The sequence below is a fragment of the Mesobacillus maritimus genome (assembly GCF_023715205.1).
GTDB lineage: Bacteria > Bacillota > Bacilli > Bacillales > Cytobacillaceae > Mesobacillus_B > Mesobacillus_B maritimus_C.
This window is the reverse complement of sequence record NZ_JAMBNR010000012.1, coordinates 98,440-118,493: the sequence shown is the minus strand read 5'-3', so window position 1 is coordinate 118,493 and position 20,054 is coordinate 98,440. Positions and strand designations below refer to the sequence as shown.

At 38.8% G+C, this 20,054-nt stretch carries 17 protein-coding genes; 6 read left to right on the top strand and 11 right to left on the bottom strand.

Features of this window, described 5'->3' with window-relative positions; translation table 11 throughout:
* Nucleotides 1-274: 274 nt before the first annotated feature.
* A complete protein-coding gene (locus M3182_RS17510; protein WP_251434863.1) occupies nucleotides 275-661 on the bottom strand; it encodes a C40 family peptidase in 387 nt (128 codons plus the stop codon).
* A gap of 397 nt (nucleotides 662-1,058) precedes the next feature.
* Between M3182_RS17510 and M3182_RS17505 the strand changes: the two genes are divergently transcribed.
* Nucleotides 1,059-1,877: an alpha/beta fold hydrolase gene (locus tag M3182_RS17505; protein WP_251559250.1), complete on the top strand. Its 819-nt coding sequence runs from the start codon at nucleotides 1,059-1,061 to the stop codon at nucleotides 1,875-1,877.
* Nucleotides 1,878-1,882: 5 nt separating this feature from the next.
* Entirely contained in the window at nucleotides 1,883-3,073 is a 1,191-nt protein-coding gene (locus M3182_RS17500) for a SpoIIE family protein phosphatase (RefSeq protein ID WP_251434928.1), read from the top strand.
* 164 nt (nucleotides 3,074-3,237) lie between these two features.
* Here M3182_RS17500 and M3182_RS17495 read toward each other — a convergent pair whose 3' ends face one another.
* From M3182_RS17495 to proC, 6 genes are all read right to left on the bottom strand, one after another.
* The gene (locus M3182_RS17495; protein ID WP_251559248.1) at nucleotides 3,238-5,610 is read right to left on the bottom strand and encodes a YhgE/Pip domain-containing protein; all 2,373 of its coding nucleotides are present in this window, start codon (nucleotides 5,608-5,610) and stop codon (nucleotides 3,238-3,240) included.
* A gap of 135 nt (nucleotides 5,611-5,745) precedes the next feature.
* Nucleotides 5,746-6,318, bottom strand: a complete 573-nt coding sequence (locus M3182_RS17490; RefSeq protein WP_251434858.1) for a TetR/AcrR family transcriptional regulator — start codon at nucleotides 6,316-6,318, stop codon at nucleotides 5,746-5,748.
* Nucleotides 6,319-6,411: 93 nt separating this feature from the next.
* Entirely contained in the window at nucleotides 6,412-7,188 is a 777-nt protein-coding gene (locus tag M3182_RS17485) for an NUDIX hydrolase (protein WP_251559246.1), read from the bottom strand.
* Nucleotides 7,189-7,334: 146 nt separating this feature from the next.
* On the bottom strand, nucleotides 7,335-8,600 hold the full coding sequence (locus tag M3182_RS17480; RefSeq protein WP_251559244.1) for a glutamate-5-semialdehyde dehydrogenase: 1,266 nt from the start codon (nucleotides 8,598-8,600) through the stop codon (nucleotides 7,335-7,337).
* A 19-nt stretch (nucleotides 8,601-8,619) separates the two neighbouring features.
* On the bottom strand, nucleotides 8,620-9,738 hold the full coding sequence (proB, locus tag M3182_RS17475; protein ID WP_251434851.1) for a glutamate 5-kinase: 1,119 nt from the start codon (nucleotides 9,736-9,738) through the stop codon (nucleotides 8,620-8,622).
* Between the two features lie 45 nt (nucleotides 9,739-9,783).
* Nucleotides 9,784-10,626: a pyrroline-5-carboxylate reductase gene (proC, locus tag M3182_RS17470; RefSeq protein WP_251559242.1), complete on the bottom strand. Its 843-nt coding sequence runs from the start codon at nucleotides 10,624-10,626 to the stop codon at nucleotides 9,784-9,786.
* A gap of 702 nt (nucleotides 10,627-11,328) precedes the next feature.
* Here proC and M3182_RS17465 point away from each other — a divergent pair.
* The 3 genes from M3182_RS17465 (at nucleotide 11,329) to M3182_RS17455 (ending at nucleotide 12,936) form a co-directional block, all read left to right on the top strand.
* Nucleotides 11,329-11,523 (top strand): IDEAL domain-containing protein, encoded by a 195-nt coding sequence (locus M3182_RS17465; protein WP_251434844.1) that lies wholly within the window; start codon nucleotides 11,329-11,331, stop codon nucleotides 11,521-11,523.
* A gap of 131 nt (nucleotides 11,524-11,654) precedes the next feature.
* Entirely contained in the window at nucleotides 11,655-12,662 is a 1,008-nt protein-coding gene (locus M3182_RS17460; protein ID WP_251434841.1) for a DUF3231 family protein, read from the top strand.
* Between the two features lie 130 nt (nucleotides 12,663-12,792).
* Complete coding sequence (locus M3182_RS17455; protein ID WP_251434837.1) at nucleotides 12,793-12,936, top strand: hypothetical protein; 144 nt, start codon at nucleotides 12,793-12,795, stop codon at nucleotides 12,934-12,936.
* Between the two features lie 150 nt (nucleotides 12,937-13,086).
* Here M3182_RS17455 and M3182_RS17450 read toward each other — a convergent pair whose 3' ends face one another.
* Nucleotides 13,087-13,866 carry an alpha/beta fold hydrolase gene (locus tag M3182_RS17450; protein ID WP_349775462.1) on the bottom strand — a complete coding sequence of 260 codons (780 nt, stop codon included), beginning with the start codon at nucleotides 13,864-13,866 and terminating at the stop codon, nucleotides 13,087-13,089.
* Between the two features lie 230 nt (nucleotides 13,867-14,096).
* Here M3182_RS17450 and M3182_RS17445 point away from each other — a divergent pair, with 230 nt between their 5' ends.
* The gene (locus M3182_RS17445) at nucleotides 14,097-15,332 is read left to right on the top strand and encodes a benzoate/H(+) symporter BenE family transporter (protein ID WP_251434834.1); all 1,236 of its coding nucleotides are present in this window, start codon (nucleotides 14,097-14,099) and stop codon (nucleotides 15,330-15,332) included.
* 93 nt (nucleotides 15,333-15,425) lie between these two features.
* Here the strand turns inward: M3182_RS17445 and pdxR are convergent, their stop codons facing one another.
* The 3 genes from pdxR to M3182_RS17430 form a co-directional block, all read right to left on the bottom strand.
* Nucleotides 15,426-16,865 (bottom strand): MocR-like pyridoxine biosynthesis transcription factor PdxR, encoded by a 1,440-nt coding sequence (gene pdxR / locus M3182_RS17440; RefSeq protein ID WP_251559240.1) that lies wholly within the window; start codon nucleotides 16,863-16,865, stop codon nucleotides 15,426-15,428.
* Nucleotides 16,866-17,098: 233 nt separating this feature from the next.
* On the bottom strand, nucleotides 17,099-17,293 hold the full coding sequence (locus M3182_RS17435; RefSeq protein WP_251434829.1) for a hypothetical protein: 195 nt from the start codon (nucleotides 17,291-17,293) through the stop codon (nucleotides 17,099-17,101).
* A gap of 359 nt (nucleotides 17,294-17,652) precedes the next feature.
* Complete coding sequence (locus M3182_RS17430) at nucleotides 17,653-20,019, bottom strand: polyprenyl synthetase family protein (RefSeq protein ID WP_251559239.1); 2,367 nt, start codon at nucleotides 20,017-20,019, stop codon at nucleotides 17,653-17,655.
* Between the last annotated feature and the right edge of the window lie 35 nt (nucleotides 20,020-20,054).

The following is a 20,054-nucleotide window of genomic DNA, read 5'->3' as shown; positions in this document are numbered from 1 at the left end:
CTCTAACGGAATACAGCTTTAAGATTGATATGTAAAGAAGAAGGTTCACTAGCTAGTTAAAATAGTTTATAGCACAATCGAGCTGGTTTAATTAAATATGTTCAACAAAAATTATTACGAAAACAACCTTGCAGAAAATAACAATGTATTAGTAAAGCGCTCAAAATAAAAAAACGATTTACAGTGTAAATCATTCCCGAAATTACAAACCTTTATATAGTTATGCTTCTATTAATTAGTTAAAATTGAATAGCTACAGGTCCTATAATCAACTCTATAGGACTCTTTTTGCAGCAATAAACCTCTTTTTCCACTCTGAATCAATTTCCGTAATAACTACTTTGTTCATCGGACGATACGTATGAATCATTTTATTGGAACCAATGTATGTGGCTACATGTCCAATTTTCGCAATCCCTTTTCGATTTTTCCGTGCACCGGTAGTAAAAAACAACAAGTCCCCTTTTTTTAGTCGTTGGTTCAAAATTAGTGTTCCCATTTTATATTGTTGCCGAGCATTACGAGGTAAAAATACACCATTCACTCCATATATATACTGTATAAAAGAGCTACAATCGTAAAAACGAGGATGATAGGCCGGGGCATTGTATACATAAGGTGAGCCCAACTTTTTCATTCCGGTAGAAATGATTCGATCCACAAGTATTCCAACCACCCATTTCCATTTTTTACTATATTTATGTTCTTTTCGATTAATTGCTTGGACAAGTATCTTTATGAATGGCTCTTTTTTAAAATTTGTTGTTTTCCAGATAATAACAAGGTTATTAGGTGAGTTTTAGAGCATACAGCATATACAGATGAGAAAAGAGCTACGCAATTTAAATTGTACCTACAAGATAGCTTCTACCACGTTAAAATCGTTTTTTAGATTTTAACAACTGTTTGCGAAAACACCCTTATGAATAAAAGATTAACTGGTTATGTAATTAAGCTGCTTTATCCAAATCCATTTAATGACAGCAAACTTAATGTTATGATGTCTTAAACAACATCTTTACAGTGTTAAACAATACTTTTCTAGTTAGGAGTTAAACATGAATAAAGATATCCTCTTTCGTAAGAATGTAAAGGTTATAGGCAATGGACCACAAACCATTTTGTTTGCACCTGGTTTTGGTTGCGATCAAACCGTTTGGGAGGTTGTAGCAAAAGCTTTTGCAAACGACTACAAACTGGTTTTATTCGATTATGTCGGAACAGGTCAGTCAGATGTGAAAGCGTATGATATCAAAAAATATAGTACCCTTAATGGCTATGCACAGGATGTATTAGATGTTTGTGCAGCATTAAATTTGGAGAATACGATTTTCATAGGCCATTCTGTAGCCAGTATGATTGGCATGCTTGCTTCACTCCGTCAGCCTGAGTATTTTTCACACCTTATTATGCTTGGACCATCTCCTTGTTATCTGAATGATCCCCCAGAGTATTATGGTGGATTTGAAAAAGATCAACTAATTGGGCTGCTCGATATGATGGAGAAAAATTATCTTGGTTGGGCGACGATGTTTGCGCAAACTTTATTAAACAACTCAAACTATCCTGAGGTTAGAGACGATTTAGAGGACAGATTTTGTTCCACTGATCCCGTCATTGCGCGACAATTTGCCGAAGCAACCTTTTTCTCTGACAACCGGAAAGATTTAACCAAGGTGCAAGTTCCTTCTTTCATTGTTCAATGTTCCGAAGATGTGATTGCACCTGAATCAGTTGGCCAATATCTTCATCAACACCTTCCGAACAGCAAGTATCAAAAATTGCAAGCCATCGGGCATTGCCCCCATATGACAGACCCTGAAGAAACGATCCAAGTTATTCGTCAATATTTGCAGAGTGGTGCTGTTGGTTGCTAAAATTAATGGATGGCCAATTGAATCATGCACCTTGTGGCTTTCTCACTTTATCTGAAAAAGGCAAAATAGTCTCCATCAATCAAACCTTACTCAGTATTCTCGATTATCATATGGACCAGTTGAACGGAAAATCAATTAATAGCATTCTTTCTGTTCCTTCACAAATGTTTTATCAATTCTACTTTGTCCCACTTTTAAAAGTGAAAGGAAAGATTGAGGAACTATATATATCACTAGAATCTTCAAGTAAAAGGGAGATTCCGGTCATTGTAAATGCGGTACAGCAAACGCTAAATGGAGAAACCGTTACGAACTGTATTCTTTTCCCAATTCGCCAGCGAAGTGAATATGAAAATGAATTGCTGATTGCAAAAAAGAATGCAGAAGCTGCACTTGTCGAGAAGCACCAAGCAAATGAAGCATTAGAAAGGGCCTTAACCAAGTTAAAGCATAAACAAGAAAAACTACTAGAATTATACGAACAAACAAGTAGAGAACTTGAACTTGCTCGGACGATTCAAAAGACATCTTTAACCAAACCAATCCTAACCAACGATATTCAAATTGAGGCTTTTCATCAAGCTTCATCTGAACTATCTGGGGATATTTATGGTTTTTATCAAATTGACAAACACCGATATGGGGTTATTTTATTAGATGTTATGGGTCACGGGATTTCTTCCGCGCTTATTACAATGTCTCTTCATTCTCTCTTTCAACGGTTAATTTCATTTGGTATGAATACAAAAACAGTCATGAAGGAGCTTGACGATCACTTACATAATTTATTCCAAGATTATGAGGAAGTAAGACATTATTGTACGGCTATTTATCTATTAATTGATACAAAAAAACAAGAGATTGAATATTGTAACGCAGGGCATCCTCCCGCCTTTTGGCAAGACCTACAAAGGAACCAGCAAGAACTAGGAGCAACGAATGTACCAATTGGAATGTTTGAAGAAGTCGATTATAACAATAAAACCATTTCTTATTCCCCTGGTGACCGATTGCTTTTGTATACCGATGGAGTAGGCGAACCACTAGGAACAGGACATTTGGCAACGCTCCTATCGGAATCCACAACAAGCCCACTCGTTCAATTAAAAGAAAACATAACCGATTCCATAGCCACCCAAGGAAATTCCCATCAACAAGACGATGACCAGTGTTTCATCCTAATCGAACTAAAATAATTCCCAGTTTTCTGGATGGTGCCTGGCACCTCCCAGAAAACTGGGAGGTGCCAGACTCATCATTCCAAATTAGAATGGCAAAAGGAAAGCCATATGTTAGTTGGCTTTCCTTTTTAAATACTAAACTTAGTCGTAATACTATATTTGCATTACGATTTAACCTATTATGCTGCTTCTTGTTCCGGAAGCAAGTCTCGTTTACTCTTAAATTGAATGACAAAGAAAATCATTGTAAGAATTGCGAAACCAATCAAATAAGCTAATAGAATTATAATATTGCTCCACATATACGCGAAATCTCCACTTGAGACGACAGCTTTTAGCGCTTGTACTGTATACGTCATCGGCAAAAATGCGCTGATTGGCTGCAACGCCTTTGGAATTAATTCTAGCGGGAACGTTCCTGCACTTGTCGTTAACTGAAGAATCAAGATAATAATCGCCATAAATCGGCCTGGATCGCCAAGTGTTGTTACAAAGAACTGAATCAATGCCATAAATGTTAAACTAATGATGATGGAAGTAACCAAGAACAAAGGTACACTTTGTACTTCAATTCCCAAGCCTAACAATAAAATCGCATCCGCTAATAGTGCTTGAATGACCCCAACGATTGTGATCACGCCAAATTTCCCAAAGAACCACGCCACTCCATTTCGCGGACGGACGGCTGGCATTTTCAATTGATATACAATCGAGATCAACAATGCCCCAACAAACAACCCTAACGATAAGAAATAAGGTGCAAAACCAGTCCCATAATTTGGCACATGATTGATCCCTTTTGTTTGAACTTTAACAGGTTCTCCCATCATATCGTAGGTCCCATTGTCAGCCTCAACAGACCCTGCCTGTTCTGCTGCATCTTCAAGTGCCTCTTTCATTTCAGTAGTACCATCTTCCACAACCACTGTTCCATCGGCTAATTCTTTGGAACCATCTGCCAATTGGCGAGTCCCGTCGCCTATTTTCACTGAACCATTTGACAGCTCAGACATACCATTTGTTAACAAGTTCGCTCCAGATGCAAGTTGACTAGCCCCAGACTTCGCGTCACTTAGTTTTTCATTTAAAGCCACAAAATTTGAAACATACTCTTTTTGTCCTGATGAAAGATTCATAGCCCCATCATAAAGCTGATTCGAACCTGCGGCCAATTGCTGAACTCCATCCTGTAATTGCACTTGAGCGTCATGTAAGGTTTGAACTCCGTTAATGAGTTGACTAAAAGTAGGCTCTGTTGCCGCTTTAACTTCCGCTTCCAATTGCCCTGTACTACCTGTTAGCTGTTCATTTACAACCGTTTTGTATTGTGTAAACCCTTGACCCATTCCTTCATGAATAGCCGAATGTAATTGTTTCTCAAGCTCTGCTCTTGTTGGTGACTGTTCCTCCAACTGCTGCTTCACCGCATTCAACACAGTTGGATTGACATCTGCTTGTTGTAGAGCAGCAAACAGTTGTGTCATTTGCGCTTCTTGTTGACTAGAGATTTGCGAAGCAAGTTCCGCAGCCATTTGTGAACTCAACTGACTTTGTAGTTGATCCAGCCCCGTATTCATTTCTTCCATACTCGACTGAAGTTGTTCCCCAATAGAATCAGCCAATTGAGTTGGTAATTCATTCTGAAATTGTTGTAGTCCAGCTTTTACTTGATTCGACCCGGCAACTAATTGGGGAAGTTTCTCGTCCATTTCGGTGAGACCAGCATTTACCTCAGAAGCCCCTGAAGCTATTTGTTCTGATCCAGATTGAACATCTTTTGATGCAGCTAACAGTTGATTACTTCCGTCTGCCAATTGGCCAACTCCTTTTGCTAGTTCACTACTACCGGTTGCTAATTCAGCAGAACCAGTTTGAGCACGGTTAACGCCCTCGGTAAATTCAAGAGATTTAGATGCCAGTACAGCAAGGTTGTCATAAAGCGTGTTCGCGCCTTCATTCAATTGCTTTGCACCATCTTGCAATTCTCCAGCCCCATCACTGGCTTGATCAAAACCGTTTGCCATTTCAGTGACTTTGTCAAATATAGTCTCTGCATATGTCGCGGTCACTTCTTTAGAAATGGCACTCTTGATTTCTTTTACAGCCGTTTCACCAATTTGACCGGATAAAAAGTTATGACTTTCATTCGGCACATATTTTAATTCAAGCTTTTTCGGTTCATCTTCTAAAATAGTTGTTGCATTCTCCGAAAAATTCTCGGGAATTTCAATCAACATATAATAGTTTTGATTTTTTAAGTCCTGATAACCTTCCTCTTTTGAAACAAAATGAAATTGAAAACTTTCATTGTCTTTTAGATTGTCGACAAGCTGTTTTCCTAACTCCAATTCAGTGCCTTCATAAACAGCTCCTTTGTCCTGATTCACTACCGCAACGGGCAAATCTTCAAGCTGTGCATACGGATCCCAAAACGCCCATAGAAACATACCGGCATATAAAATTGGAACACAAATTACCGCTAGAACGGGAATAAGCACTTTTTTATTGCTGAAGATTTGTTTCCATTCAGCGAAAAACAAAGATTTTCTCATATAATGCATCCCCTTTACATTTTGACTGATTTTCTCATATGGTCAATAAAAGATATAAAAAAAGCAGATTCACGGATATGAAAATTTGACCACTTTAGACAATTGGTCATTTCGCTGTAAAAAATAGGATTGTACTCAATATGACAATCCCTGCATTAAATGTAGTTTCAGCACCTCAAAGATTTCCTCTTTCTCTAAAGGCTTATGACTTTGTTCCCAATCAAAAATCAGCGAAACGTACAATTTCAACATAATAAATGCGGTCAACTCAGGATTACATGGTTTGATTTCTCCTTTATCGACAGCCTTTTGTACAATCGCTTTGATGTATTGAATAATCATATCTTCAAGTCTTTTCAATACCTCTAATACTTCACGGGTTCCCATTTCCCGTTCTTCTTGAATCAATTTAATCATTAAGTGATGTTCTTTCCGATATTCAAGTAACTCAAACAGCGCTAAGTTCGCATTTTCATAAAAAGAAAGCTTGTCATCCATCACAGCCTCGGCTGCTGCTTTCATTTCCTGAATGAGAGAATGAATGATCTCATCAAACAGCTCTTCCTTATTTTTAAAGAACGTGTAAATGGTTCCCTTTCCAACATTGGCTAGTTTTGCTACCTGATCCATTGTTGTCGCTTTATAGCCAAATAATGAAAACGACTTATTTGCCGCATCGATAATCAATTGCCTGCGATCAACCGCCAAATCCGCCACCTCTATTCCGTAATGACCAAATGATAAAATCAGTCATCTAGTACATAGAGTATCCTATCACACCAGTTGAACAAAAGCAATATTCTAGCTATCTCCTTGGTACCGCTCCTCTCCATCCAGCCTTCTTAACCGTGCATATGGTCGAACACTAAACGCTTCGTACGGACTGCAGCTGTCCTTCATAGCATCTAATACTCTCGGAATGAATTTACCTCTCGTAATATAATCCTTTACATTTGTCGCATCAATTTTAACAAACTGAACTTCTTTTGTTTCTGTAGATGTTTTTAATTTACCGCCAACGCACTCTCCACGAAACACAATAGAAACCGTGTTGCCATTGGAGTACACACCAGAAACACCAAACAAACGAACTTCCATTCCTGTTTCTTCTCTTATTTCTCGGCACAATGCTAAATCTAAATGTTCACCGTTGTCCACTCCCCCTCCAGGAAGTTCCCATGTATCAGACCGCCAATAAGTTTTAACCAATAAAAGCTCTCCAGCCTGATTCGTGATATAACCACTAACATTCACAATCTGTTTTGGGATCTCATAATCACCTGTTGATGTTAAAATATCTTCCACTTTTTGCGTATAAAGTCTTCCTAATTTTCGCTGTTGTTCCTGCATTTGAAGGTACATTTTATCTCTCTTAATGCGTTCCTCTATTTTTACAAACTCCTCATAATTAGGATATTCCCATATGGTCAGAAACTCATCTTCAGATTCATTTATCCATCTTCCAACCAGTTTTGCACCGTTTTTCACTTGAACCGGCAATAAATACTCATCAAAAAACTGATTAAACGTACCCACGTCCTTGCTTTGGAACAAATATCGCTCTCTTCGATAAAACATAAGTAATCCCTTCTTCACCAGTTTATTTTCTAATATTGTATGTCCACTTGAAATAGGTTCGTGTGTGTACGCCTTCATGTAAAAACATTAAAAAAGCTGTTGAGCAAAAATGCTCAACAGCCTAAAAATTATTCAATTTATTCATCCTATCTTACTTGACCGTCACCAGACATAATATATTTTCGCGTTGTTAAAGCAGGCAAACCCATTGGTCCTCTTGCATGAAGCTTCTGAGTAGAAATACCAATTTCAGCTCCAAAACCGAGCGCGCCTCCATCTGTAAATCGAGTCGATGCATTATGGTAAAGGGCAGCCGCATCTACCAACTGCATAAATTTCTTAGCAGTTGCGCTATTTTCAGTAATGATTGCTTCTGAATGTTTTGTACCATATTGATCAATATGATTAATCGCTTCTTCTAAGTTGCTCACTGTTTTCACTGCTATATCCAAGCTCAGATATTCATTTGCCCAATCCCTTTCGGTTGCTGGTTGAACATCAGGTAACAAAGCAGCCGCCGTTTCATCGCCATGAATAGTAATGCCATTCTTCTTAAAAGCCACTGCCAGCGTTTCTTTATTTTCGTTCAACCATGCTTCATGAACAATCAAAGTCTCAGCTGCATTACATACGGCCGGACGGTCTGTTTTCGCATTAATTAATACATTGATTGCTTTTTCTACATTTGCTTCATGATCAATATAGATATGACAGTTTCCTACACCTGTTTCAAGCACCGGAACAGTTGCATTCTGCACCACCGCATTGATTAACGAAGCACCACCTCTAGGAATTAACACATCAATATGCTCTTTCATCGTAAACAACTGTTGCGTTGCTTCGCGGTCGGTACTGGCAATGAACTGAACCGAATCCTTTGGTATCGCCGTTTTTTCAAGTGCATTATGAATAATTTTCACAATTGCGTGATTCGAATTTAACGCCGAAGATCCACCTTTCAACACAATCGCGTTCCCAGATTTTAATGCCAGACCTGCCGCGTCCGCCGTTACATTCGGGCGTGCCTCATAAATCATCCCAATCACACCAAGTGGCACACGGACTTCTTCGACTTTCAAACCGTTCTCAAGCGTCCAAGCTGACAACACATCGCCAATCGGATCTGGTAGTTCCGCAACTTCGCGTAACCCTTCTGCAAAGCTGTAAATACGTTCTTTGTTCAAAGCTAGCCGATCCATAAACGCTGGTTCAAACCCTTTTTCTTTCCCATTTTCCAGGTCAATTTTATTCGCATCAATAATGGCTTCAAACTCCGCTTCTAACGCATCTGCGACCATTAACAACGCTTGATTTTTCTCTTCTGTTGATAAAATCCCAAGCGTTTTCGCTGCTTTTTTTGCCTTTATTGCTTGTTCTTCTACTGTGCTTGTTTGAACAACTGCCGTCTTCATTCAATCCCTCCTAGATTTATTAACCAAATGCCGGTAATTTGAAATCAAGTGAGCAAACAAAGGTTTCTTGTTCGATTGCTGCTTTTGCTTCCGTCTCTAAAACATCTTCCCGAAGTTGTTCATTCGAATAATTGATTCGCCCAAGACCTAGTTCGACCCCAGTTTCATCAAATATCCTTACAACGGCATCTGGACAAAATTCTCCGCTTACCTCAATAATATCAGAACGGTACAGGTTTTGATTTTCATCAATAATCGCTGCTTTACCCTGAGCTGAAATGATGACATTCCCTTCTGGCCCAGAGTGAAATGCGATCCATTGTTTTTTATTATCTAAATTTTCTACATCCGGATCTTGTTCGAAGTAAGTCCCTCTTGCATTGCCCGCTACAGCATCCATTAAAATATTTTCACAGCCAGCTTTTCCTAAAAAGGAATCAATTCCAGCCGCCATGGCGATTTCCACCGCTTCAATTTTTGATTTCATTCCACCCGTCCCTACCGCACTGCCAGAACCACCAGCTGCGGCTTCGATTTCTGGGGTAATACAAGTCACACGTTCAAGGAGCTTTGCATCCGGGTTATCATTCGGATTGCTGTCATAAAGACCATCAATATCTGATAAAATAATGAGCAAGTCCGCATCAATCAAACCAGCCACTTTTGCTGCTAACGTGTCGTTATCCCCAAACCGTAAACGGTCAACAGTAACCGTGTCATTTTCATTGATAATCGGAATAATTCCGCGTTCAAGTAGCACGTTCATCGTATTTTGCATATTCTCAAAACGTTTTTCATCTGAGAAGTCACTTCTCGTAATTAAAATTTGCGAAGCAACATATCCGTGAGATAAAAAGAGTTCAGAGTAAGATTCCATTAAAAGTCCTTGACCGATGGAAGCGGCCGCTTGTTTTTCCGGCAGGGAAGTTGGACGTTCAATACAACCTAGTTTTCGATATCCAGCCGCGACAGCTCCGGATGAAACGACCGCCGTTTCATAACCTGCGTCTTTTAACGCAACAATTTGGTCCGCTAAATTCTCTAATTTCCGGCGGCTTATTTCGCCGTGCATACTTGTTAATGAACTACTTCCAATCTTAATAACAACTCTTTTTATCTGCTTTTCTTGTTTAAACATCAAATACCTCCTGTGTACGCTCGCAGCCCTTTTGTTCCAATGCAGTCAGGGAGTCACCTTTGCCCCTTCAAGTTCCTTGCTGATTTCTTTGGATCGTTTTGCTGCATGTTTCACAGCTTCAGAAATGGCTCCACCGCCATTGAATTTGCTAAGTGCATCTAATCCAGCAGCCGTTGTACCGTTTGGAGATGTTACTTTTTCGCGTAATGACGATGGCGCTTCATCGCGATCAAGGACCATTTTCGCGGCACCGTACATTGTTTGTGCGACTATTTGTCGTACTGTATCTTCTGTCATTCCATGTTCGACCCCTACGCGTTCCATGTTTTCCATTAAGTAATAAAAGTAAGCTGGACCACTTCCGGCTAAACCGGTGAACACATCCATTTGCTCTTCATCGATTAAATAAACCTTCCCCATCGACTCAAGCAATTTTTTCGCGACCTCTATATTTTCAAGTGTCGTCGTTTTCCCAGCTGAAACAGCTGTGGCCGATTCTTGGATCATACTAGATGTATTCGGCATAACCCGAATCACTTGCTGACCTTCAGGAAGATGTTCTTCCATAAATCCAGTAGTAATCCCAGCTAACACCGATAAAATGACCTGATTTGGCCTTACTTTATCTTTTATAAAAGTAAGAGCTTCTTCTGCCCCTTTCGGTTTCATCGCTAAAATAATCACATCAATCTTTTCATATGGCAACGTACTTTTCGGAAGAGTTTGCACTCCATATGTCTCCCGAAGTTCAATCAGTCGATCAACATTTGATTGGTTCGTCACATAGATTTGTTCTGCAGGAATTTTTTTCGAAGTAATGAGCCCTGAAATCATCGATTCTGCCATCGAGCCGGCTCCAATAAAAGCAATCGTTTTATTTTCTAACATGCATATCCTCCAATTCTATTCGCATAACCGTTCGTTTTAAGCTCACGTATTCTATCGTAACACGCTGAAATTCATTAACAAGGGGATATGGGAAAGTCAGCAGAATATAGGCGAGATAGTCAAGAAATTGACAGAATAGGTATCTAACCTGCTCTTATCCCCGCTCAGGATGAATAATCCATCCTAAAGGCGTTTTTTGCCGATAAAAGATTTCCTCCTTTTTTCCACCTGCTTTTCTAGACAATATGTGACACACAGCTTTGTTTTGCCCGCCAAATATAGGAAAAAAATTCACGTTTAAACAGATTGTTTTTAGGGAATAACCAGTTATCAACCAGCTGCTAAAAACCATGTTAAATTATCTTACAGATTTGTAGGAATGATTTCTCCCTAAGGTTATGATGGGAGTAATCTCTTATTAGAAATAACCGAAGAGACCGCATTGGGCGAAGACTAGAATAAAGGATTAAAAAAAAGCGAAAGGAGGACTAAAAAACAATTACTCTATATAGTCTTAAAAAGATGCATTAACCAACCTATAACCTTTCAAAAGCCCACAGTACTTTATTTGCAACAAAATGCCCTTCCAAAACACTGCCCCATCAGCCTTTGTTTACAAATGGTCCAAATTGCCAATATAAATTGTTTGAATATTATAAAAATTATTAGTATAATAGAAAAAAGGGTCAAGGAGTGATTAGAATGGATAAAAAGTTGCTTAATTCACCACAAACAAAAATCAATGTGATGGATTCATTATTAGCTGAAATGGTGTTAGATCAAGTGATCCTCAATTTCAAAAAGGAACAAATCCAGAAGAAAATCGATCAGTCCTTACTTGAACGGAACAAAAGTGAGTTTTTAAGGTTAACAGAAGAACTAAAGAAAATTTCGTAACGTTTTTAAACTTCATCCTTTCCAGCATAAAAGCCCCGTCGGAAACCGACAGGGCTTTTTGATGTTTCCCAATTCTCAATGTTATAAATTTCCGTTTCAAAAGTCACAATATATAGGAAGGAGTTGGTAACATGCGCTCTACCCAAACAGATGAGCCCTTAATGAGATTAACAGCAACCGAAGTCTCAAATATTTGGTCTTCTTACTTAAAAAGTAGTATGGAACTACGACTTTTTCAATATTTTGTTGAGAGCATTGAAGACCAAGAAATGAAGAGAATCATTGAGAAAATGACCAAACAAGCAGAAGAGAGCTTAGAAAAGCTTAAAGAAATTTTCGTAAAAGAACAGCTTTCCGTTCCAATTGGTTTTACAGAAAAAGATGTTAGGCCTAAAGCCCATAAGGCGTTTTCAGACCCATTTATTATTTCCTTTTGCTATGACTTAACATTGCTCTCAATGAGTACCTACCCTAGTGCGTTATCAGATTGTTCAAGGAAAGATGTCCGAGCTTATTTTAGTGAGGCCATTAAGTTCTCAATGACCATCCAAGATGAGATTATTTCCCTATTAATAAAGAAAGGACTTTATAACAGCCCTCCTAAAATCACCATTGAAGATCAAGTCGAAATGGTCGATAGCAAGAAATATCTAAACGGCTTCTTCGGTGCCTCACGACCTGTCAATACGGCTGAAATTGCAAATCTAACCCGTATCATCCATCGAGCACAGTTTTCGAAGATGGTCTTTGTTGCATTTAACAAAATGGCAACTACTAAAGAACTAGCCCACCATTTTAAAAAGGGCCGCGATGGAATTGACAAAGTGATGGAATCCGTTCAAGAGGTGCTCGAGAAAGAAAATATCCCAGTCTCGGCCTTTGCAGACTACCAAATTTACGACGTCGCGCTTCCACCATTTTCAAACAAATTAATGTTGTTTTTTGTAAATACCTGTCTAGGAATATTTTGTTTTACAATGATTAACCAAGCAATGACGTCCAGTTTACGATCTGATATTGTTTACAAATTAACGAAAATCTCAAACGACATGAAAAAATTCTATGGTCTAGGAATTGTATTTGCCATTAATGAAAATTGGATGGAACAACCACCACAAGGAGTCGACCACCGGATGTAATAGAAAGGCTGTCCTGATTTAAATGAAAAGTACAACCTTTCTTGCATTTTAAATTCATTATAATTACCCTAACGAAATTAATGTATAAGCCATTGTTCGTCGCATATATATCCTCTAAGGGGGGGATTATGTGTTAGGATTATGGCTAACATTAATCGGTTCAATGACGATTTTTTTCGTAGGGCTTTACTTCTTCTTTATCATGATTAAGAGTGCGATGAATGCAGAGGATTCACGAAAGGTTGATAAACTCCCAGAGAATGATACGCATTAAAAACTCAAATAACTTGTCAGGTAAACTTGGGCCTTTCAGAACTCTTCTACACCATGAGTCTTAGTGGTAAGAAGAGTTTTATTTATTCTTGAATAAGTGACCCAAGCGAAGTATTACTCTAAAAAAGTCCCCCATAGTGAAACGAAGAAATTATTCAACTTGTTTAAAACGATTGGAAATAAATTCTTGTTTCACCCACATTTCAACCATTTTATTAAACTCCTTTGGATTGGCAAGTGAAAAACCATGTCCTACACCTGGAATGATAACGCCAGTACAATTCGAATGACATGTAGCAATCTCCTTCGCTGAATCCTTCATGATCTTTCTCTCATTTTCACCAACGGTAACTAGCAATTTAGCCCTCACATTTTTAAATCCTCGAGGAATTGCAAAAGACATATTTTCAGTCATAACTTGATAAAATGTCTCCTTATTTATTTGGCAACTTTCCGTATAATAACGATTAAAATAATCGTTTGTTATATACATTGACTTTGCTTGGAATCTAGAAAATGATTTATTTTTGACAAGCGGGAAAAACAACATCATTGATTGAACAAGGGTCTTTGCAAATGGAACTGGTTTTACTAAGGCGCTGTTGATCACAGCATAATCAATGAGGTTTGGCTTCATGCTTAGCATGGCAATTAACACCTGAGCACCTAACGAAAAACCAATCACGTGAATTTCCTTACCTTCCTCCTTTTCCTCAATCAACTTATTCACTTTTTTAGCAGCAAGTTCTATGCTAAAGTCTAACCCATCATTATTATTTCCGTGTCCCAGCAGTTCTGGAACTATACAATGAAAATTCCTAGAAAAATACACAACTTGTTTGTCCCACATCCAGCCACCCACACCACCACCATGAATAAATACCATAAGTGGAAGGGTATGATCGCCTACTTCCTTATAAGACAGCTGCACCAATTTCACCCCATTCTTCTAATTAAGAAAAGTCACCCTTCAATAGTCAAACCTTTTCCTTATTCACTTTACTATTACCGACAACAACTTATCGAGAAGTTATTAAATTTATATAAAGTGGATGGTTAAAAAATAGACTAATTGGGTGGTTGAAAATTCTGTAAAATGTGTATGATAGGTTTATAACTTTATTCAAATGTTACAAAGTTGATTTTAATAAGGGGATAATCATGAGTGTACATAAACCTAGGCTACAACCAAATACCTTTCCGTTAAAAGATTTAAATCAAAAAAATATCGCAGCGGGTTTAGTTGCCGGAATCTTCATTATTACCGGACCTTCCGCACTGATATTAGAGGCATCTTCTAGTGGGAATTTTACGATTGATCAGACCATCCTATGGGTTCTATCTGTCTATGTGATGGGGGGGTTGTTTGGCATCATTCTCCCTCTCTATTATCGAATTCCGATTGTTGGCGGTCACACATTAACGGGGATTGCATTCCTCGCCACGATGACAACCCAGTTCACCTTTCACGAATTAATCGGTGCCTACATATTTTCTGGCATGATTATGCTCCTCGTCGGCCTATCCGGTTTCTTCTCAAAACTAATCAACTTAGTCCCAAAAGAAATCATTTCAGCAATGCTGGCCGGTATGATCACGAAATATATGGTCACCTTTATTCAATCCGTTAATCAACTTTTCATCGTCGGGATCTCTGCATTAGTCACGTTCTTTCTGTTTAGTGTATGGAAAACCAAAATTCCACCGCTAATTGCTGCGATTGTGACAGGGAGTATCGTCTTAATTTTGACGTATCCGTTGAACACTGAGAGCAGTTGGTCTTCTGGATTTTTGTTACCGCAACTGCAGGCACCAGATTTTAATCTTGTCAGCTTTTTGTCTATTTCCATTCCACTTTCTTTGTTAATCCTAAGCAATGATGCAGCAGTTGCAATTGGCGCCTTGCAGCAAAACCAATACAAAACACCCGTCAACCGAATCGTTTCATTTGGGGGAGGCTTCTCCATCTTTACTAGCTTCCTCGGAGGCCATTCGGCCAATATTGCGGGGATGGCTACGGCGATTTGTGCCGATGAAGCGGCAGGGCCAAAAGAAAAAAGATATATGGGTGCCGTTGTTTCAGGGCTTCTTCTCTTTGGATTTGGGTCGTTTGCGTGGAAACTAGTCCCACTAATCCACACACTTCCCTCTGAGTTTATTAGCATCATTGTTGGCTTTTCCCTGCTTGGTGTGTTTGGCAACAGCTTACAACAAGGCTTTGCCAATCCATCCCTGAAGCTAAGTGCAGCATTTGCTTTTATGATTGCGATGTCTGACATTACCCTTCTAAATATCAGCGCTCCAGTTTGGTCTTTATTAGTCGGAGCAATCATCGCTCGTTATGTTGAAAACAACTCAGCTAAAAAGTCGGAGAAGATTGGAAAGAAGACAGCTTAGTTCATTCCTTTTAAAAGTTTTTTTATCATCACTAGGACAACTTTTAGGACAGACGCAACCATTAAACAAAACGCAAAGCATTGTGCTTTGCGTTTATCGTTTTTGAATCTGGTCGAATGCCAAAGCAAATCTTCTAATTCCTTCATGAATGTTTTCTTCTTTCTCTCTCGAAAACGTAAAACGGGCATATCCTTTTTGCGAACCTAATGTCAATCCAGGTGTATAAATAACGCCTTGTGTGATTGACTCTTCTAACAATTGCGTTTCATCGTAGTCTCTGTTTAGTTTGCACCATAAATGGATGCCCCCTTGTGGAACATGAAACTTTACCCGGTCTTGAAAATAATATCTTAAACTAGAAACGATTTGATTACGTCGCTTTTCCAATTGGTTGGTTAAATCCGCCATATGAGAATCAAACGAAGCAGACTCTAAAAAATCATTGGCAATCCATTGCGTAAAACTGGCGTGGCCAAAATCTACCTGCTGTTTCGCATCCGCCAATCGTTCAATCACCGGTTTTGGACCAATAATCCAGCCGATGCGAAGTCCTGAAGCGACAATTTTTGATAATGAACTAATATATAGGACATTCCCATGTTGATCCATTGACTTTAGCGTTGATACATCTTCACCAGTGAACGATGTGAGGCTATAAGGGTCATCTTCCACAACGGGGATTCCGTATTCTGATGAAATTTCTAAAATTCGTTTCCGCCGTTGTTTGGATAGAAGCGCCCCTGTAGGGTTTTGAAACGCTGGATTTAAAAAAATCATTCTTATTCGATGTTTTTTATGTAGGGATATCAATTTTTCAGGGTCAATCCCATCCTTATCAACTGGTAAGAAAAACGTTTTAATTCCTGCAGATTTAAACACTGGTAATCCATAATGATACGATGGCTCTTCTATAGCGATTGCATCTCCTGGTTTCAGCAAACATTGAACCACTAGATGTAAGGCTTGTTGAGCACCAGAGGTAATTAAGATCGATGAAGAAGTCGTTTCAATTTTTCGATACTTTTGAACATGCCTCGAAATCGATTCCCGTAAGTTTTGATTCCCTTGAGGATGATCGTAGCCTAAGCTACCGATAAAGGACCGATTGGAAATCATCTCACGCAACGCCGTGATTGGAAATAAGTCTTCTGATAACTCACCACTTGCTAAGTTGATCAACTTTTGATCCGTCATTTCCTTGCGTATCCTTTGCATCACTGGCATATTAGGTAGGAAAGTGCCCGCTTCAATATAACGGTTCCAGCTTGGGACACGCTTTTTCGTCAAACCCCAGATATCTTTGCTAATTCTCGTTCCACTCCCCCTTTTACGCTCAATTAGCCCATTTGCTTCTAACTCATCATAAGCCGCAACCACTGTACTCCGATTGACTCCTAGTTCATTTGCTAATGACCGTTCAGAAGGCAGCGGCTGATCAGGTGGAAACGTCCCATCTGCAATCCCTTGTTCAATGTACTCTGCAAGTTGTTTGTAAATCGCTTTTTTTAAGATCCGATTTGGTTTCCACTCCATACTCGTTCATCCTTTAACACATGTAGTCTCCTTATTTTATCAAAAGAACCGATCATCTGATAAGATGATCGGCCTGAAATAAGGTTCTTTTCTCTAACTTTGTTGCTTTTAAACAAAAAACAGCCTCATTTCTTGAAAATCGAGCTTACAAACTTATTTTAACAATACAAAATCCTTACTACTGTGTTAAAATCGGCTTATGATTTTAACCATAACCTATACTAAAAACAGTCTTAAATAAAGAATTGCAAATAGGCTCCAACTGCTACTAAGGATAAAAGGATCACAATCACATAGATTGTTGTTAAATTCCTTGTGTTCCGCTTTGTTGCTTGTGAATAACCCTCGTCCCCTCTTCCTGCTAATAGTAAAGTTGATATGAACGAAACAAAAACAATAAGAATGACTAGTAATATTGATAAGTTCATGTTACACCTCTAATTTATGTTCTTCTAATTTCAGGCATTAACCAATACATCATACTTTCATTTTAGGAAAAACAGTGGACATTTTCCCCATCCAATTCACTTTAAAATTAACCATCCATTTAAGAGTATCTACCCAAAAAACAAAGGTTTAGCTTATTTTTGTAAAACCCTTTGCAAAAATCTTGGTAATGTCGAAATTGTATTAAACAAGAATGGGAATTTTTCTAGTTTTGGAAATGCAAATAGCAAGTATGTTCACACATAGTATTATTTCTAGACACAAAAAGGCTTCCGAAAACCATATATTTTGGAAGCCTTCACCGTCTGATTCATCTCTGATAAATAAGGTTGATTCATACTCAATAATCCCGATGCACGATATAATCCATTACATGTTTCAGAAAAGCCGGGTTACGCTGACCATGCTGCAATGCTTCAATTGCGGAACAATAATGATCCCACATCCCTTTTTTCGCCTCTTCTATTCCTAGTATTGAAACAAAGGTCGAGCGGTTATTTTCAGCATCCTGACCAACCGGTTTCCCAAGGAGATGTTCTTCTCCCTCTATGTCTAGTAAGTCGTCTTGAATTTGAAAAGCTATTCCTGCATGCCATGCGAATTTCTTCAATGCTGCAATTTCATCTGCCTTCGCTTGAGCCAATATCGCTGGCATTACTAGCGCTGCTTCAAATGCCATTCCGGTTTTATAAAAACAGAGCAAATTTAATTCTTTGTGGGTCATGGTTTTACCTTTTGAAGCCAAATCCATTGCCTGGCCCTTGCACATTTCAGACGTCATTTGCGCCGAATAGCGAATTAGTTCAAGCACTGTTTTCGAATCAAATTGATTAAGAGATGCTTGTTCAGCCGTTGCTTTTTGAGTCAAAAAAATACCTGTTAATTCCGCAATCGCCACATTGTAAACTTGATGCAGTGCCGGACGCCCACGACGAGTCAACGAATTATCTTGCGAAGGTAAATCATCGAAAATTAGGGATGCAGTGTGCAAGTATTCAATTGATTTTATTAGCGGTTCAACTGAAGCCTGATTTAATCCATACTCCTTTACGCTCATCATACATGCCATCACAGACCGTAACCGTTTCCCATCTCCTTCAAGGCTATAATTGGCTGCCTCAACAACCGTTTCATCCAGCAACGGAATTTCATTTGTTTTGGTGATTGGCAACAGACTGTTGATTTGTTCGCGGACTTGTTTGATATTTTCGAAAAAGTCTTCACGCTCATTTCGTTCCTGTTTTAGTGACGTAATCATTTGGTCTCTTAATAATTTATCAAAGAAATCAACGTCCTCAGCTTTTTTTACCATTTGCTGTATGAGGCCATTAAAAGGCTGCATATTTGCAGTAAAAACATCCATTACTTTCTTGTACTTCTTGTTTCCCATTTTAGCTTTATATCGCTTCAAGCCATTGATCGCTCGGTCTAATATCACTTCTCTGGTCATTGTGTCGGACCGATAGACATGATGAATCAAATGCGCAATAACGCTCCAATATAATTCGAAAGGATTGATTAAATCTGGACGTTTATCATGATACAACCAATAATATGTATAAGGAGTAACTGCACCATCTTCTAAATCGTCAAACAGGTCCGCAAAATCGTCCGCTAGCTGATTATAAATCCCATAATAAAACGTGCGGTCATCAAACCCTTTATCTTCAGGTGCACTGATTACTGACCGGACGATTAATCTTGATGAAGCCGATTTTAAAATGACTGGCAGATAAAGATCCTCATTTGTAAACGATGTATTTTTAACATTCTTTTTTCGATCCACTTCCTGAGAATGAAAAAACACATATGACTGCTCAAAAAACGAATCCAAAAATTCGGAACGCTGATGAGCTTTTATATATTCAAATGCCTCTTTCAATTCCTTGTGAACTTTCTCAACAAGATTTTTATTTGGTCCAGTCCATTTGCCAAGGCTTGGAACAGACCTTGTCGTTAGTGTTGTTCGAATCAAATCAGAATATCGATGTTTCTCTTGTGGAGTAAGGACATTGGAGTCCAGAAGGTCATCAATGAATGGATAGGTTAGCCCATAACAATAGCCTATCCTAATGGCTATATCCAGTCTCTTTTTGCGTTCGCAAGCAGTCACTTCATCCCCAATTTCATTAACTACATGCATCAGGACACCAGCAATAATTTTTATCAATTTCCGTTGGGCTTGTACGCCATCCATTTCTTCTGGAATGATGGTTGTCACGTTTTTTAATTTATGGATTAACCAAATCATCGTGGATTCAATGCCCTCTTCTTGCGACTTCCGATACAATCCAACTAGATTAAACGGTTCTTGGTTTCCAGATTTCTCTGTCGTTAGTTGAGTTTTCAAACTAGATGCCACGCGGCGAACTTGGTTCTGGGTTTCGGGTTCGCCCAAATCCTTTCCCAAATCCCGTAGAAATAAATAGGCAATGCTTCGTTCTAAGTAAGGTTCCAGTTTACCAGTATAGTTCAACCATTGAATATATGGATGATAGTCTCGAGGAGCAGTTTTTTTCTTTTGTGACGAAAAAAACGACAAAAAAGGAGAGTGATGTACATGATGATGTTTCCAGGAGTTAAAATCGTTGATTAAGAGGGGGACATACGTCTGTTCACGAACTTGCTTAAAAAGCATTTGAAAATAATCCCTAGCCTTCTGTTCTGCTTTCTGATAGCCGGGATTGCTCTGATTGTTTTTATTCATTGGCCATTCCCCTAATCTAAGTGATCTCGTTCTAG

Coding starts and splice junctions, on each gene's coding strand:
- M3182_RS17480 (WP_251559244.1), bottom strand. CDS start 8,600: ATGAAGACGGCAGTTGTTCAAACAAGCACAGTAGAAGAACAAGCAATA.
- M3182_RS17485 (WP_251559246.1), bottom strand. CDS start 7,188: ATGTTTTATCGAAGAGAGCGATATTTGTTCCAAAGCAAGGACGTGGGT.
- M3182_RS17500 (WP_251434928.1), top strand. CDS start 1,883: ATGGATGGCCAATTGAATCATGCACCTTGTGGCTTTCTCACTTTATCT.
- M3182_RS17495 (WP_251559248.1), bottom strand. CDS start 5,610: ATGAGAAAATCTTTGTTTTTCGCTGAATGGAAACAAATCTTCAGCAAT.
- M3182_RS17430 (WP_251559239.1), bottom strand. CDS start 20,019: ATGAATAAAAACAATCAGAGCAATCCCGGCTATCAGAAAGCAGAACAG.
- M3182_RS17460 (WP_251434841.1), top strand. CDS start 11,655: ATGCGCTCTACCCAAACAGATGAGCCCTTAATGAGATTAACAGCAACC.
- pdxR (WP_251559240.1), bottom strand. CDS start 16,865: ATGGAGTGGAAACCAAATCGGATCTTAAAAAAAGCGATTTACAAACAA.
- M3182_RS17445 (WP_251434834.1), top strand. CDS start 14,097: ATGAGTGTACATAAACCTAGGCTACAACCAAATACCTTTCCGTTAAAA.
- proC (WP_251559242.1), bottom strand. CDS start 10,626: ATGTTAGAAAATAAAACGATTGCTTTTATTGGAGCCGGCTCGATGGCA.
- proB (WP_251434851.1), bottom strand. CDS start 9,738: ATGTTTAAACAAGAAAAGCAGATAAAAAGAGTTGTTATTAAGATTGGA.
- M3182_RS17465 (WP_251434844.1), top strand. CDS start 11,329: ATGGATAAAAAGTTGCTTAATTCACCACAAACAAAAATCAATGTGATG.
- M3182_RS17505 (WP_251559250.1), top strand. CDS start 1,059: ATGAATAAAGATATCCTCTTTCGTAAGAATGTAAAGGTTATAGGCAAT.
- M3182_RS17435 (WP_251434829.1), bottom strand. CDS start 17,293: ATGAACTTATCAATATTACTAGTCATTCTTATTGTTTTTGTTTCGTTC.